Raw genomic sequence first — 14739 nt, 5'->3', positions numbered from 1 at the left:
TCAAAGAGGTTCAATATGCGCATCTTGATTTGCTTAATTTCAGTATTAGTTTTGGCGGCGTGTAACAGCACACCAAAAGCCATTTCACCGCCAAATCAACTTATCAACGACACGCAATTTACGCGTATTCCTGTTGAAACCAAAAAAGACGTCTTTAGTTTATCTGACAATACCAAAGCCCTTATCGAACAAGCCGTGTCACGGGATATTGATAAACGTGTTATGACCCGCTCATTAGTTGAATACATTTTCAGTCCACAAAACCAAAGTCTTGACTACCTATCAGGTGCAACCCTTAGCGCAGAAGATACATTCAACAACAATAATGCCAATTGCCTCTCACTGTCGATTATGGCCTACAGCATGTCTAAACACCTTGGCTTAGCGTCGCGTTTTCAGCAAGTATATATTCCTGAGTACTGGGCAAGCGAAAATGGCTACAGTTTACTCACTGGGCACGTCAATTTACGTATTTTGCGTCCAAGCGCCAGTGATGTTGCGCTTACTTCAACCATTTACGATACCACAGGTGATCTCATCATTGATTTCAACCCGAGCAGTTTACGTCACAAATTTCGTTCTAAAATTATCAGCGAAGACGTAATCTTAGCGATGTTTTACAACAATAAAGGTGCTGCTGCGATGATTAACGGCGAACATCACCTTGCTTATTCCTATTTTAGTGCAGCAATCGAAAGTGCTCCGACCTACGGCTCTACCTACGGTAATTTAGGCGTGCTTTATCGCATTAATAATCAATTTGATAAGGCAGAACTGGCCTACAATCACGCGCTTTCACTCGATAATGATAACAATACTGCCAAGGGTAATTTAGCTCGCTTATATGAACTAACAGGACGTAGCCTTGAGGCGCAAAATATTCGGATTGCACTTGAGCGAAAACGCAGTAAAAACCCCTACTATGCGATTGCTAAAGGCAACGAAGCGCTCTACCAAAATGACTACCGAACTGCCATCAGCTTTTTTAAAAGAGCAATTAAACTCGACCGAGAAATCCACGAAAGCCACTTCGGCTTAGCTAAAGCATACTTTATGATTGGCGATATCGACAAAGCGCTCAGCGAGTTACAACAAGCTGAAAAACATGCGTATTTTGACAGCGAAAAACGCCGCTATCGAGGAAAAATAATGTCGTTAAGTGCGCAGTTATTAAGATGATACACGCACTTTTCTTTGCTTTATCACTGAGTGTAACAACGCAAGATACCCTCAAAGCCCACAGTCATTTACAAGTGCTCAGCCATGATCAACTTGCGGGGCGAAAAACAGGCACACTGCACGCCAGCATTGCAGCCGATTATATTGCGAAACAATTTCAAAATGCGGGACTCAACCCCGTATTTGCCAACTACACGGTACCGTTTCACTACAGTAGTGGCTTTTTTGGTGAAAAAGAAGCACACAATGTGCTTGCAGCGAGCGAGCAAATTGCCAATAGACCGACAGTAGTAATCTCCGCACACTTTGATCATTTAGGTACTAAAGGAAGGCACATTTATAATGGTGCCGATGACAATGCCAGCGGAGTTGCTGCATTAATTACGTTAGCATCACTCATCGCAAAACAACCCAATCGGAAACTTAATTACCTTTTTCTTGCAACCGATGCAGAAGAGTCTGGCTTATTTGGCGCCCGAGAATTTATCAAGGCTTCACCCATCCCGCTGTCAAATGTACTAATCAATATTAATTTAGATATGCTTGGAGTAAGCAAGCGTAACAAACTACTTGGCCTTTATAATGCGCCATCTAAGGCATTTATTGAGTCACTTCGCACAAACATTTGGCATAAAGACAGCGAGGTAAAGTTCACAAGAGGTAATGGCTTTTATAATCGAACAATTAAAAATCAACGCCGACGCATACTTGATGCGGGCGATCACCGCGAATTTCACCGCAAGCGCATTGCTATTTTGTATTTTGGCGTAGGTCAGCACAGCAATTATCATAGCCAACACGACACCTATGAAAACCTTGATCATGCCTTTTTTGATGGCAGCTTACACAATATTGCTAAGGTTATTTCTCAATTGGATGCAAACTATCAGTTGCTAAGCAGGTATTAACCCAGCTAATTTTTTGCTTTTTTGATAATTTTTTAACTTGATATTCTAACTTACTGGCCTCACTTTTGCTGCCCACTTGCCGCTCAAGTAGTAATTTTAACGGCCCCTTACCAATTAACGCTTTCGCCCCTTTACCCGAACTATGTTGACAAAAACGTCGTGCAACATCCGTTGTAATACCGGTATACCAATGGCCATAGCGCGTTTCAACGATGTAAATAAACCAAGTTGACTGCACATGACTTTGTTTGGTGGGACTTTCTAACTGCGACATAAAACAAACACTTGGGAACTTCATTGTAAAATTTAGGTCAAATTTACACTTTTATAACCTGATAGCAAGAGGTATCATGGTGCGATTAGTAGTAAGGATTAAAGTATTCAATGAAATGGTTTAAGTATATTTCGCTGTGCGCAGTGATCGTTTTTACCTCAGGTTGCTCATCTTGGCTATATAGAATGCCAATTCCTCAAGGAAACTTTTTAGAGCAAAGCGATATTGATAAGCTACGTGTTGAAATGACACGTGAACAAGTACTCTACGTATTGGGTCAGCCAATCGCAAAAGATGCATTTGACGAGAGTAATTGGTATTACTTGTATCAATTTAACCCAGGCAGAGACAGCGAAGTGCGAAAAGAGCTTGTGGTTGAATTTGAAGGCGACAAACTAAAAGCGCTACGCGGTGATTATGAAACGCCAGAAACGTTCAATACACCGCTAGAACAATAAGTTAACACTTAATCTGAGTCCAGATTAACGTAAAAAAGTCATGCAACTGCATGACTTTTTTATTTTATGATTGGCGGCGACCTGAACGCCCGCCAGTAATCTTATTTGCCCTACCCTCATCTTTCGCTTTTTCTGCGCGGCGTCTGCGCGCTTCTTTCGGATCGGCAATTAATGGACGATAAATTTCGATTCGGTCACCGTCTTTTACGATTTGATGCAACTTACAGGTACGATTCCAAATACCTACGGCAAGCTTTGTTAAATCAATCTCAGGGCATTTATCTAAAATACCGCATTGTACAATAACTTGTTCAACGCTTAAGTCGTCCTCAGTATTAAACGTCACCGTTGTTGCGCTATCAGGCAGTGCGTAAACTATTTCAATCGACTTCATTTATTTGTAAACCTGTTTCGCGCGCTGAGTGAAGGCTTTTACCATATTGTTTGCCACTTCATTAAATACTTTGCCAAATGCAAGTTCGACCAGCTTGTTGGTAAATTCGAAATTGAGTTCTAAGCTCACTTTACAAGCGTGATCATCAAGTGCTGTGAACTTCCAACCACCCGCCAAGGTTTTAAACGGACCATCAATCAGGCGCATATCAATCGCTTGACCTGCTTGTAATGTATTTTCCGTTGAAAACCATTTACGCATGCCAGCTTTCGAGATTTCTACTGATGCAGACATACATAACTCATTTTGGTTATGTACTTTTGCACCAGAGCAATTTGGCAAAAATTCAGGATATTTAGAAACATCATTAACTAAATCATACATTTGCTGCGCACTAAACATCACGAGCGCAGATCGACTAATTTGCGGCATATTCTCTCCAGATTTAACATGGCGAATTCTACCAAGGTTTGACGCAGAAACAAAAAATAACCCGTGTAATGGCAAAAAATAGTGTAAAACCATAGCGGATAAGTATAATGGCGGCATTATGGCAAAACACAAAAAACCAAAAGCACAAAGCAATACCATCGCGCTAAACAAAAAAGCGCGCCACGAGTATTTGCTGCAAGATAAATTTGAAGCTGGTATGGAATTACAAGGCTGGGAAGTGAAAAGTATTCGCGCCGGCAAAGTAAATATTACCGAAACCTTTATTCAAGTTAAAAACGGCGAAGCTTACTTACATGCAAGCCAGATTACGCCTTTAATTCAAGCGTCTACACACGTTGTGTGCGATCCAATGCGGCCGCGAAAACTGCTACTCAATAAACGTGAAATCGATCGTTTAGTAGGTGCAGTAGAACGCGACGGTTTTTCTTTAATCGCCACAGCAATGTATTGGAAAAAATGCTGGGTTAAACTTGAATTCTGCCTTGCTAAAGGTAAGAAGCTGCACGATAAACGTGCCGACAGTAAAGATAAAGACTGGGCTCGAGAAAAAGAACGTATGATGAAACATTCAGCACGTTAAACGCCCAATAAATTATTAAAAACCACGCCTCTGCGTGGTTTTTTTATGCCAATCTAAACCAACGTATAGTGCCTCACACCCTAAACACCTCTAGATAAAACCCCTCGTCGAACTAAATCTTTTTACAAACAAAGTTACACTTTAGTTTTAGGGACAAAGGTTACCTTATTGTTAATTAACAATTAACATGTTATTAATTTAAAAGGTTAATTCACGCTATGGGTTAATCATTAAATTTATAATAATCTAACAAGGAATGGTCCATGAAACGCGCTACAAAGTTTAAGCTTAACTCCTTAACCTCCGTTATTTCTGCATCACTACTGTTTTCAGCTTACACGGTTAACGCTGAACAAGAAAAGCAAGTTGAACGCATAGAGATCACCGGCTCTCATATTAAACGCACCGATCTGGAAGGCCCTTCACCTGTAACAAGTTTATCAGCTGATGATATTGCCAAAACAGGCGTTACCGACTTAATTGGCTTATTCGCAAAACTGCCAATTTCTGGCCAAGGTACATTTTCAACGCAAGCCAACAGCAGTGACGATACCGCAAATGGCGGCTCGAGTGTGTCATTACGGGGGTTAGGTGCTGACTCTACATTAATTTTAGTGAATGGCCGCCGCGTGTCGGTTAGTCCATTTGCAAAAGGCATTGATACTGCCTTTGTTGATATTAACAATATCCCAATCGCCGCAATCAAACGTGTTGATATCCTAAAAGATGGCGCATCTGCTACTTATGGTTCTGATGCGATTGCTGGTGTAATTAACGTTATTTTACGTGATGACATCGACGGTGTAGAAATTAGCGCAAAATATGGCGATACCGCAGATGGCGGTGGTGAAGAAACAAACGTATCAGTGGTTTTTGGTAACACCACAGATAACAGCTCTCACACCTTTATTCTTGATTATTTTAACCGCGAAGAAGTACTTTACGCAGACCGTAATTATAGCGCAACAGCCAATCAACGAGCTCGTACAGGTGATGTTTACGCTACTGATTTTCGCTCTTCGTCAGGTATTCCTGGCACCATAGCGCTAAAGTCTGATCCTACTAATCGCATGCCAGACACCTTTGGCAATGATGTGTGTGCGCCTGAGGATATTATTGGTAATTTATGCGGCTATGACTATGCACCTTATATGACCATGTTCCCGCAAAATGAGCGCTTTAGCTTTAACTATTCAGGTCGTTACGATGTGAATGATACTTTCCGTGTATTCACAGAACTTAACGGTCAAAACTCAAAAACCATGATCCGCGGTGCGGGTAGCCCGAGTTTTAATGAACTATTTATGGATGGTGACAACATTAACCATCCATTTGCCAATATGCCTGATCATGAGTTTCATGGCCAAGATTTAACGATGCGTCGCCGCATGGTTGATATTGGCAACCGCGAAAAACGTGTTGATGCCGATTATTATCGTGCAATCTTAGGATTTGAAGGTGAATGGGGCGATTGGGGCTATGAAGCTGCCTATTCTTACATTAAAAGCCAGTCGGTTGAACGCGGTGTAGACGGTTTCCCTAATAAAGTGCGACTACAAGAAGCGATTGACTCTGGCGCATACAACCCATTTGAACCGTCATCAAATGGCCAAGAGGTATTAGATTATATTGAAACCACTACCACACGTATCGGTAAATCAACCAATAAGACATTCGACTTTAAAGTAAATGGCCCATTGGCAGAATTACCAGCAGGAGAACTGATGCTGGCTGTGGGTGCTGAATATCGTGAAGAGTCAATTAGCGATAACCCAGACGATCAATATCTACGTGGTCAAATTTTTGGTACTGAAGCGACACAGGCTAATGGCACACGCGACAATAGCTCGTTGTTTGCAGAAGTTGCCGTGCCGGTTATTGACGACTTAGAAGTGCAACTGGCGGTTCGTTACGAAGACTACAGTGACTTTGGTGATACCACTAATCCAAAGCTGTCGTTTTCTTGGCGCGCAATAGATAACCTTCTTTTACGCGGCTCTTGGGGTACGGCATTTAGAGCACCATCACTACACCAACTTGGCCTTGGCCGTACTGATGAATCCCCTACCTTGGTTGATAAGTATCGCTGTGACTTAGTTGGCCTTGGCTGCGATCCATTCGAATATACCGCAGTTTTTGAAGGTAACCCTGATTTAGGCCCTGAAGAATCTGAAAGTTACAACCTTGGTGTTGTGTACAATATTACCGATGATTTAAGCGTATCAGTTGATTACTATAGCTATGATATTGAAGATATTATCGATTCTGATACTCAGTTCATATTTACTACACAAGGCGGAAACCCAGACGTTGTTGAACGTATACCAACCGGCATTGCTAATGACCCAGGTGAAGTTGTTGTTATTTACGATACATTCCAAAATATTGGTGACTTAACCACGTCAGGCCTTGATGTCGATGTGAAATACAATTTACCGACAGAAATTGGCGACTTTAAATTCTCTTATGTGATGAATTATATGTTGGAGTATGAAGATAAGCGCCCTGATGGAAATGGTGGTCAGCGTATCGATACAGAAGCCGGTGACTTCGAGCAACCTGAACTACGCTTCACGCTAAGTGCTGATTACGCGATAAATGATTTTACATCGTCACTTGCGCTTAACTTTGTTGATTCATTTAAGCAAGATGATTCAGTTCGCGTGCAAACAGCACGAGATGCGCAAGGTAACAAAATTGAAAATCAAACGGTTACGTTATCTGATGTCGATGAATTTATCACGGTTGATGCAACCTTTAACTACCATGGTATTGAAAATACAACGCTTACATTAGGTATTACTAACCTGTTTAATGAAGAGCCACCATTTACTTATGATGAGTTTATGGGTTTTGCGACCAATGTGCACAGTGGCCAAGGCCGCTTTATGTACTTACAAGCAAATTACAAGTTCTAAACGCTAAAGCAAAAAAGCCCCGCAAGGGGCTTTTTGTTGTTTGGGTTAGTTAAATTTTACATTAAATTAGAATGCAATCATCATCAAACTTGTGTTTGATACTAAACATGGTCACGTTGTTTTTTACACTCAAGCATTTCTTTCCAGTGCACAATTTCTTCATGTAGCTTTGGCGCTTCGCCATCAAAACCTGCTGCGTCTAGCATTTCTTCAACGCTTACAATACCACCTTTTTTCTTAAATACACCTCGGACATAAGCAACGGCATGTAAGCCACGCTCCGATTTAAACGTTTGCTTAATATAAAAATACTTATGATCCCAGCCAACTAATTGTGTTGCCACAGTGAAAGTTTGCAGAGGTTTAATATCTTTAATGTAGGTAATTGCTGTGGCATTAACAATTGGAAACCAACGGCGCTTCATTACCACTGAAAATAACCCCAAACGCTCAGTCATCCAAGTACGCGCCAAATCCATAAAGGCAAGATAACGCGAATTAGTGAGATGAAGGTTAATATCGCAGTCGCTTGGTAGTGCTCGAAAATCAATTTCAACTTCATCTAACAAAGGTTGATAAAGTTTATTACGCTTTATCCGATAAAAGAGTAATAGTAATCTAAAATATAAATTCATTTGTCTTGAGTGGTCTTACCAGAAAAGTTTATTCTCTCAGGTTTAATAATAATCTCAAGTACAAAAAACAATACTTTAAGGGTTTTATGAAGTCGTATATCTCACTTTTTATACTTATGTGCGTTAGCTTTCAACTTAAGGCGAGTTTTGAGTTGCCTGGCAGCGGCACAGTTACGTACCCATCTGGTTTAAAGCAAAAATTTAGTTTTGGCTTTAAATGGGACAAACAAAATAAGTTATTTACCATAGGTGATGAACAATACCCTATGGATCAAATGCCGGACTCGTATTCAATTGCACTTACGCTGGCAGGTAACGATCAAGCGGTTTTTGTACAGGAGTTTGCAGATGGTTATATTTCAGAGTTTGAATGGCGATTAGGGCCGCATGTTATTAAGCTTGAAAAAAAGCGTTTAGAGTACCCTGTGCGTGGCGACTATATTCTGTGGATTGATCAATACAACTATTATCTAAAAAATGGCAATCCCAGCGTCAAAATCGTATTTAATAAAGACGGTATTAATTACATTATTCCGAGTGGTATTACCAAAGACAACGGAAGACGACGTTAGGGCTAGTCACTTAAAGTAAACTAGCCCACCTACTTTAAACCATTACACCTTAATGGTTTTACGATTAATGCCATATTCGCGTAGTTTATTTGCAATTGCGGTATGGCTTAAGCCTAAACGCTTCGCAAGTTGACGCGAGCTTGGATAAGCAGGATACAACTTTCTTAACAGCGTCGATTCAAAGCGTTTCACCGCTTGGTCTAGCGTACCTTCAAAATCAGACTCAAGATAACCCAAATCATTGGTAAAACTAGGTAGCTGTAAATGCTCGATACTTAAATTCTCATCATCAAGTAGTGAAATAGCTCGATACAGAGAGTTCTCTAATTGACGCACGTTACCCGGCCACGGATATTGCTGTAAAAACGCGGTAATGGTGTCATCTAATACCGGCGACTTGCGCCCTAATTGATGCGAATAACGGCTAATAAAGTGCTCTGTTAGCGGCACAATATCGGCTTTACGATCTCTTAACGGCGCAAGCTCTAGGCTAAGTACGTTAATGCGATAATAAAGATCTTCCCTAAAGCGGCCCTCTTGTACCATGCCCGGAATATCTTTTTGTGTTGCCGCTAAAATCCGTACATTAACTTTAACTTCATTTTCACTGCCAACACGTCTGAAAGTGCCGTCTTGTAAAAACCGCAGCAGCTTAGTTTGCAGTTGCGCCGACATTTCCCCTACTTCATCAAGAAATACAGTTCCGCCGTCGGCTTGTTCTAGTACACCCCGGCTTTCAGCATTGGGTAGTGCACAACCAAACAATTCAGGTTCAGCCACATCATCAGGCAAGGATGCACATGATAGCGTAACAAACGGCTTGTTTGCGCGATTTGACGCATAGTGACACGCTTTCGCTAACAGCTCTTTGCCTGTGCCCGTTTCACCTGTAATTAAAATTGGTGCCTCTAACTGCGCCATTTTGCGCGCTTCACGCACTACTTTGCGCATGGCGCTACTATGGGTATGAATGGTTGCAAAACTCTCGTTGCCTTGTCGTCTAAAGGCACTCACCTGCTCACCTAAACGGCTTTGCGATTTAATATTAACTACCGCACCGACAAAAATCGTTTCATTTTCAGCGTCAGGCACTGAAATTGGTAAGATATCGGCAATAAAATCTTCACCGTTCACTTCAACACGCGTCGTTTGTGCAAGCACTTCGGCGCTTTCTAACCAACGTGTAAAGTTAAACCCTTTAAGTTGGGTATTAATATGCTGGCCAATTACTTCTGTACTTGATGTATTTAAATCGCGGCAAGCCGAATCGTTACATTGGCGCACAATACCTTTTACATCAATAGAAATAACCCCATCGGGTAGTGCGCTTAGTAAAGTGGTAAGTTCATTATGCTCTCGCTCAGAAGGCAAAAATGCGGTTGTTCTTACATCTTCTACACCTTGAATTAAACGAATTTCAGGCATAATTTTCTGAAACTGTTCAAACTCAATTGGCGGAAAAGAGACATACATCCGACAGTTAACTGAATCAACTTCAATACCTTTTAAGTCAACTTGGTAACTTACTAAAATATTGAGTATTTCCTGCGCGATACCAATTCGGTCCGCACAATGGATCTCTAAGCGCATAATTTCCCCATTACCAGCTTAAGCACAATATTTTGATAATACTGAAAAAACCAAAGATTGGAAGAAATTTTGTAAACATAAATGAACAAAAAAGCTATAACCCATAACTATTCATTCAAATCAAAAAAGGGAGCAAACGCTCCCTATTTTGATTAACCCGATTTCAGGTTATTTAGTATCCTGGGTAAACCATCCATTCACCATCATCGAGTTGAATATATGGCTTACTATTAAACATCTGCATTCGTGTACCCGAGTTCTCACCCACCATAGGTGTTTTCGGTAAATCAGCTGCTAGCATGCCAAGATCTAAGGTGCCGCTAAAGATGTTTTGTCGCGTTGCGCGGGCGATTAGCTCTGAAATAGCTAGATAACTAGACGGCTCAGAAATCACTTTTTGTGCACTATTTGGTTTGGCATTTGGCCCAATAAACTTAACGCCCACCGGAATATCTAGAATTGCAGGGCTTGGAATATCACGCATACCTGCAATTTGCATCTTATCGCCAGCCAATGATGCACCGTGCTCTGGCACCATAACCACCATATAGTTACGGCCGCTTTGTTCTAAACGCGTAAAGAACTGGTTAAATTGCTTAAATAAGATTTCTGTACGCGTGCCGTAGCTTTTTAAACTGCTGCCAAACTTACTGCGTCCTTCAATCACATTACCATCGTGCAAACTAATGGTGTTGTAGTAAAGTGCCGCACGTGGCTTATTTGAGGTTAGTCTTGATTTAAGCCACTTATTTAATACCTGACCATCATCAAAAATAGGTGTACCATCAAATGAGCGCTGTGCAATTTTAACACCTTGTAACGACTGTAGTTTTGCATCAACACGCCCTTGGCTTTCCACCATACCAAGGAAATTATCAAAATTACCATTGTGGTTCATCGCAAAGTCATTATCAAAACCCAGCGACTTTAAATTCTCGAATAAGTAACACTGCTTATTCGCATCTGAATATAAACCTTGGTGAGATGTCTGCCCGCAGCTTGCTTTTAATAAACGAATACCGGCAGGTCCACTATACGAGGTGGCCGAGCTGAAATTATCAAACAGTAAATCAAACTGATTAAACAAAGGGTGCTTACTAAGGTTCACTCGTTCTAAATCATCCCAGCCAAGTGAACACACATTGAGTAGCACAATATCAAAGTCACCACCTTGGTTAGATGCTGGAAATTCGGTTTTTAAGCGTGCTTGTTGTTGATAGAACGCCGACATTGCTTGCTCTGGGTTTAAGGAGGTATTTTGAACATTTTGTTGCGTTGCTTGAGCACTATTTTGTACATAAGTCGGCGCGGGTGGCATACTCTCTTGGCTGGCAAAAAATTGTAATGCGCCAATATACAAAATACCCACAATACTCACCGTGGTAAAACGAACCCAATTTACCAAATAAATATAAACAATGACCAAGACCAGCGCCATGGCGACAAACTGCCACGATAAAAAGCGCGACAACAACTCGATAAGGTACGGCAAACTAAAATCACTAAGCAGATCACCGCTTTCAAGTAAGCGACTAAGCGGTGGCAAGTAAGAGTCATAATGCAATAAAAATAATGCGACAAATGCCCCGATAATATGTTTAGCCTTAATCAGCAAAGTATGCTTGAACGGCAATAAAATAAACGCAATAAACGCAATATTTTCCAGTACATGCAAATCGATAACATCTGAGAAAAATAAGCCTAGCTTAACTAAGAAATATAAATTCCAAAGCCCTAGTGCGTCATAACGCAACGGATCTTTATCTGGGTGTGCAATGCTCATTGATTATTCTTTTTCCTGCGGCTTATATGGATGAATCGCTTTATGTTTAAACGTCCACGCTTTGTAGAGCTTAGTAACAAAATGCTTAAGCTCTTTTGAAAACTGCGCTATTGCAATACCTATCACAATGCCAAAAATAAACGCCAAAATAATATAAGTTAAGTACATTAATTGTTTTCCAGAAACTTAAGAGGATGCGCTTTACAAGGCTGACGACTTGGAAAGCGGTTTATATCGTTTACAACAGCCGTGCGTCCTGATGTACTCATTGCAAGTGGCACTTGCTCTACCGTAGATTCAAGTAACTGCATCGAGAAATCTTCCAATTCTTTGTTGTCGTCGGCATGTTTAAGTTCTCGGCAAACTTGTTCTATGTATAAGTCTTGCGAAAAAATGCTGTGAGCGGCAAAGAACTCACTGATTGCTAATCTGAACAATCGCTCAATGGCGTTATCCACATCATTCTCTCGGCAAGCATGCAAATAAAGCAAAACTTGCGATTGGTTCGCAGTAAAAATATCACCGTTACGTTTTACAGAAAAAAGACGTAATGCATCAATTGGCTCAACGCCTTTAATTAAATCCAATATCACCAAAACGCCGCTAATCCCTGTCGATAAACTAGCTTCACGTTGCAGTTTCACGGCATCAACAAAGCTATTTGGTGTTAAATAACCTTTTGCTTCCACCCCTTTAGCATGAGCCAGTACTGCTTTGTAATCTTTTGGCAGCGTACGCACAAACTTAACGCCTTGCAAAGCTTGCACCTGCGACATCAAACGTGAAATATCTGTGGTTGTGTGCAAAATTAAATTAACGCCTAAGGTTAAAAATACACACTCATCGTGGTGACGTAACACGCCATCTTTGTTTTTAATTACAATCTTTAGCCAAGGCCCGCAAACATTTCGTAATTCATAGCAAAGTGCAGCAAGTTCCGTCTTTTTAACATCATGGGACGCACACAAAACCACTGTTGCAGCTTTATTTTCGCGAGCATGTTCGGCGACGCTTTGGTTATCGTCGCATATTAAATAATGTGGCGGTAATTTTGTTTCGCTAGGCAGCAACTCTTTGCTGATAAAAACCTGCTCTAAATTTTGATAAACAGGTTCAGCATTCGCTTCATTTTGAACGTTTAGTTCCGCCGATACTGGTTGTTCAAAAAACAACTGATAACTTACCTGGCTTACCACCCCTTTGTCACTGCGCCAAAAATCAAAGTACAAGTTATGGTTCATTAAATGGCTGTTAAGATGGGCAACACCGTCAATTAATTTGCTGTGAGCTAAAAAAGTGGGCGCTTTTTGTTGCGCCGTTTTCCCCGTAAACAAAAAAATCAGGCTTATATTGTAGCGCTCTGTTATAGATTGCGTTTTATGCAATAACTTTTTAATTAATTTAGCTTCAAAATGGTTAGCTAAATCTTCGGAAAAGTGAATAATTAAATGCGCACCACGAAAGCCAGAATAATAACTTAGCTCTTCAATTGTTTGTGAAATAAACTGAGTGCTGTTTTCGATAAAAAAAGATGTGTCTAAGGCAAAAAGTTGCGCTTTTTTAAGTTGCGGCCATTTATCTGATTTAACAGAAAATCGTTCAGGGTCTTGCGATATTAGAAAGCTTTTACTTTGTTCATTTATTGAGCTCAAGGCAAGCTCAATACCTGCTTCTTCGCTGTTGGCAAAAAGCGTATAAGTTGCAGCTTTAAAAATAAGCCCATGCTCGCTCTGAATACCCAAAAAGTTTAATTTATGCACATTTAACCCACTTTTGCTTTATAAACACATTGATAATACATGACGCAATGCTCTATAAAAGTAATACTTTCTATTTAGGTGAAAATATGATTTTATATACAATCATTTAGCCAAGTCCAGCACGATTGACTAGAAACTGCTAAAATTAAATTTGCATGAGCCGATAACAATTATGACAAGTTGAATCAAGCTCGCAAAAATCAAGGCCTACAAGGAAAAAACACTTATTTTGTCTCACGAGCTACGTAATAGAGTGTAATAGTTTAGCCCAATCTAACCGACTAATAATATAAAAGTTGTAATTTATAAGGTTAACATTGTGACTAATAAACAAAATGCAGAAACAATAGAAAATGCATATCATGCGCACGATATTTCTAAATTAGAAATGAAAAGCAAGATTGCTGTCGCCGATTACGTGGAAATTACAGAAAAGCAAAAAGAAACGAAAATCATTGCTAAGTATGATCTTTTTAGTGAAATCGAAGAAATTTAATAATTATACGTTTTAACAAAGTCCATTTGTATGAATCGAGTATTTTTTAAAGGCTTGAAAGGTGGTACAGGAAGTACATCCATTATTGCCAATATAGCAACACTGTTATCTCAAAGCCATCACGACGTGTTGTGTATTGACCTTGATTCTAAAAATGAGCTGTGTCTGCACCTTGGTCATGAATGGCAAAACCAATCAGGTTGGACAAATAAAATAGCAGACGCAGAATCTAGCTGGGCTGATATCGCATTTATTAATGAAGATAACGTCAAGTATGTGCCCTATGGCTCTGAACTTGCTAATAGTTTTTCGTATAATACGCTGTTAAATCAATCAAAACGTTTGGATATCGACCGCAACAGTTGGCTGTTGTTTGACGTACCAAGCCATATGTCACTCGATGACTTAGCGCTTGATGACAGCGATATCGTTATCAATGTAGTGACCTGCGATCCTGCGTGTTATAGCCAAATTAAAAAAGGCAGCGCACATAACCAAGCGTATTACTTAATTAATCGCTTTAATGCCAGTAACCCGCTTGAACTCGATGTATACCAAATTTGGCGTGCAAACCTAAAGCAATTAGCACCCTTTTTTATTCATTTTGACAGCGCAGTACCTGAGGCACTTGCAGCTAAAAATGTACTTATTAACACTTCACCGCTCAGTGTAGTAAAAGAAGATTTTCACGCACTCGCAAGCTGGTTAAACAACAAACGCAAGAGTCTGTCGTAACACA

Annotated in this window: 16 protein-coding genes; 8 read left to right on the top strand and 8 right to left on the bottom strand. The window is 40.3% G+C overall.

What is annotated here, in order from left to right:
* The first annotated feature begins 15 nt into the window (after positions 1-15).
* Together AN214_RS03045 and AN214_RS03040 are read left to right on the top strand one after the other, a co-directional pair.
* The gene (locus tag AN214_RS03045; RefSeq protein WP_054978370.1) at positions 16-1179 is read left to right on the top strand and encodes a tetratricopeptide repeat protein; all 1164 of its coding nucleotides are present in this window, start codon (positions 16-18) and stop codon (positions 1177-1179) included.
* Positions 1176-2087, top strand: a complete 912-nt coding sequence (locus tag AN214_RS03040; RefSeq protein ID WP_054978369.1) for a M28 family peptidase — start codon at positions 1176-1178, stop codon at positions 2085-2087. Before AN214_RS03045 ends, AN214_RS03040 begins: the two co-directional genes overlap by 4 nt.
* On the opposite strand, the gene AN214_RS03035 is transcribed toward AN214_RS03040, so the two are convergent.
* Positions 2041-2361 carry a GIY-YIG nuclease family protein gene (locus AN214_RS03035; RefSeq protein ID WP_054978368.1) on the bottom strand — a complete coding sequence of 107 codons (321 nt, stop codon included), beginning with the start codon at positions 2359-2361 and terminating at the stop codon, positions 2041-2043. The genes AN214_RS03040 and AN214_RS03035 overlap by 47 nt on opposite strands.
* A gap of 110 nt (positions 2362-2471) precedes the next feature.
* Here AN214_RS03035 and AN214_RS03030 point away from each other — a divergent pair, with 110 nt between their 5' ends.
* Complete coding sequence (locus AN214_RS03030; RefSeq protein WP_010560512.1) at positions 2472-2819, top strand: outer membrane protein assembly factor BamE; 348 nt, start codon at positions 2472-2474, stop codon at positions 2817-2819.
* 64 nt (positions 2820-2883) lie between these two features.
* Here the strand turns inward: AN214_RS03030 and AN214_RS03025 are convergent, their stop codons facing one another.
* The gene (locus AN214_RS03025; protein ID WP_054978367.1) at positions 2884-3213 is read right to left on the bottom strand and encodes an RnfH family protein; all 330 of its coding nucleotides are present in this window, start codon (positions 3211-3213) and stop codon (positions 2884-2886) included.
* Positions 3214-3645, bottom strand: coding sequence for an SRPBCC family protein (locus tag AN214_RS03020; protein WP_054978466.1), 432 nt, complete (start codon positions 3643-3645; stop codon positions 3214-3216).
* Between the two features lie 118 nt (positions 3646-3763).
* Here AN214_RS03020 and smpB point away from each other — a divergent pair, with 118 nt between their 5' ends.
* Both smpB and AN214_RS03010 read left to right on the top strand, forming a co-directional pair.
* Positions 3764-4246: an SsrA-binding protein SmpB gene (smpB, locus tag AN214_RS03015; protein ID WP_010560515.1), complete on the top strand. Its 483-nt coding sequence runs from the start codon at positions 3764-3766 to the stop codon at positions 4244-4246.
* Between the two features lie 263 nt (positions 4247-4509).
* Positions 4510-7164 carry a TonB-dependent receptor gene (locus AN214_RS03010; protein ID WP_054978366.1) on the top strand — a complete coding sequence of 885 codons (2655 nt, stop codon included), beginning with the start codon at positions 4510-4512 and terminating at the stop codon, positions 7162-7164.
* A 101-nt stretch (positions 7165-7265) separates the two neighbouring features.
* Here AN214_RS03010 and AN214_RS03005 read toward each other — a convergent pair whose 3' ends face one another.
* Entirely contained in the window at positions 7266-7799 is a 534-nt protein-coding gene (locus AN214_RS03005; protein ID WP_054978365.1) for a thioesterase family protein, read from the bottom strand.
* A gap of 86 nt (positions 7800-7885) precedes the next feature.
* On the opposite strand from AN214_RS03005, the gene AN214_RS03000 reads away from it, so the two are divergent.
* A complete protein-coding gene (locus AN214_RS03000; protein WP_054978364.1) occupies positions 7886-8371 on the top strand; it encodes a hypothetical protein in 486 nt (161 codons plus the stop codon).
* Positions 8372-8413: 42 nt separating this feature from the next.
* Here the strand turns inward: AN214_RS03000 and tyrR are convergent, their stop codons facing one another.
* The 4 genes from tyrR to bcsE form a co-directional block, all read right to left on the bottom strand.
* Positions 8414-9961 carry a transcriptional regulator TyrR gene (tyrR, locus tag AN214_RS02995; RefSeq protein WP_054978363.1) on the bottom strand — a complete coding sequence of 516 codons (1548 nt, stop codon included), beginning with the start codon at positions 9959-9961 and terminating at the stop codon, positions 8414-8416.
* A gap of 172 nt (positions 9962-10133) precedes the next feature.
* On the bottom strand, positions 10134-11744 hold the full coding sequence (gene bcsG / locus AN214_RS02990; RefSeq protein WP_054978362.1) for a cellulose biosynthesis protein BcsG: 1611 nt from the start codon (positions 11742-11744) through the stop codon (positions 10134-10136).
* 3 nt (positions 11745-11747) lie between these two features.
* Positions 11748-11912, bottom strand: coding sequence for a hypothetical protein (locus AN214_RS22650; RefSeq protein ID WP_158523435.1), 165 nt, complete (start codon positions 11910-11912; stop codon positions 11748-11750).
* Positions 11912-13504: a cellulose biosynthesis protein BcsE gene (gene bcsE, locus AN214_RS02985; protein ID WP_054978361.1), complete on the bottom strand. Its 1593-nt coding sequence runs from the start codon at positions 13502-13504 to the stop codon at positions 11912-11914. The genes AN214_RS22650 and bcsE overlap by 1 nt, the downstream gene beginning before the upstream one ends.
* Positions 13505-13823: 319 nt before the next feature.
* Between bcsE and AN214_RS22645 the strand changes: the two genes are divergently transcribed.
* Together AN214_RS22645 and bcsQ are read left to right on the top strand one after the other, a co-directional pair.
* Complete coding sequence (locus tag AN214_RS22645) at positions 13824-14000, top strand: hypothetical protein (RefSeq protein WP_158523434.1); 177 nt, start codon at positions 13824-13826, stop codon at positions 13998-14000.
* Between the two features lie 30 nt (positions 14001-14030).
* Positions 14031-14735 (top strand): cellulose biosynthesis protein BcsQ, encoded by a 705-nt coding sequence (bcsQ, locus tag AN214_RS02980; protein WP_054978360.1) that lies wholly within the window; start codon positions 14031-14033, stop codon positions 14733-14735.
* Positions 14736-14739: the final 4 nt, after the last annotated feature.

This window comes from Pseudoalteromonas sp. P1-9 (assembly GCF_001399975.1).
GTDB lineage: Bacteria > Pseudomonadota > Gammaproteobacteria > Enterobacterales > Alteromonadaceae > Pseudoalteromonas.
This window is presented reverse-complemented; position numbering and strand designations above follow the sequence as displayed.

Coding starts and splice junctions, on each gene's coding strand:
- AN214_RS03045 (WP_054978370.1), top strand. CDS start 16: ATGCGCATCTTGATTTGCTTAATTTCAGTATTAGTTTTGGCGGCGTGT.
- AN214_RS03040 (WP_054978369.1), top strand. CDS start 1,176: ATGATACACGCACTTTTCTTTGCTTTATCACTGAGTGTAACAACGCAA.
- AN214_RS03035 (WP_054978368.1), bottom strand. CDS start 2,361: ATGTCGCAGTTAGAAAGTCCCACCAAACAAAGTCATGTGCAGTCAACT.
- AN214_RS03030 (WP_010560512.1), top strand. CDS start 2,472: ATGAAATGGTTTAAGTATATTTCGCTGTGCGCAGTGATCGTTTTTACC.
- AN214_RS03025 (WP_054978367.1), bottom strand. CDS start 3,213: ATGAAGTCGATTGAAATAGTTTACGCACTGCCTGATAGCGCAACAACG.
- AN214_RS03020 (WP_054978466.1), bottom strand. CDS start 3,645: ATGCCGCAAATTAGTCGATCTGCGCTCGTGATGTTTAGTGCGCAGCAA.
- smpB (WP_010560515.1), top strand. CDS start 3,764: ATGGCAAAACACAAAAAACCAAAAGCACAAAGCAATACCATCGCGCTA.
- AN214_RS03010 (WP_054978366.1), top strand. CDS start 4,510: ATGAAACGCGCTACAAAGTTTAAGCTTAACTCCTTAACCTCCGTTATT.
- AN214_RS03005 (WP_054978365.1), bottom strand. CDS start 7,799: ATGAATTTATATTTTAGATTACTATTACTCTTTTATCGGATAAAGCGT.
- AN214_RS03000 (WP_054978364.1), top strand. CDS start 7,886: ATGAAGTCGTATATCTCACTTTTTATACTTATGTGCGTTAGCTTTCAA.
- tyrR (WP_054978363.1), bottom strand. CDS start 9,961: ATGCGCTTAGAGATCCATTGTGCGGACCGAATTGGTATCGCGCAGGAA.
- bcsG (WP_054978362.1), bottom strand. CDS start 11,744: ATGAGCATTGCACACCCAGATAAAGATCCGTTGCGTTATGACGCACTA.
- AN214_RS22650 (WP_158523435.1), bottom strand. CDS start 11,912: ATGTACTTAACTTATATTATTTTGGCGTTTATTTTTGGCATTGTGATA.
- bcsQ (WP_054978360.1), top strand. CDS start 14,031: ATGAATCGAGTATTTTTTAAAGGCTTGAAAGGTGGTACAGGAAGTACA.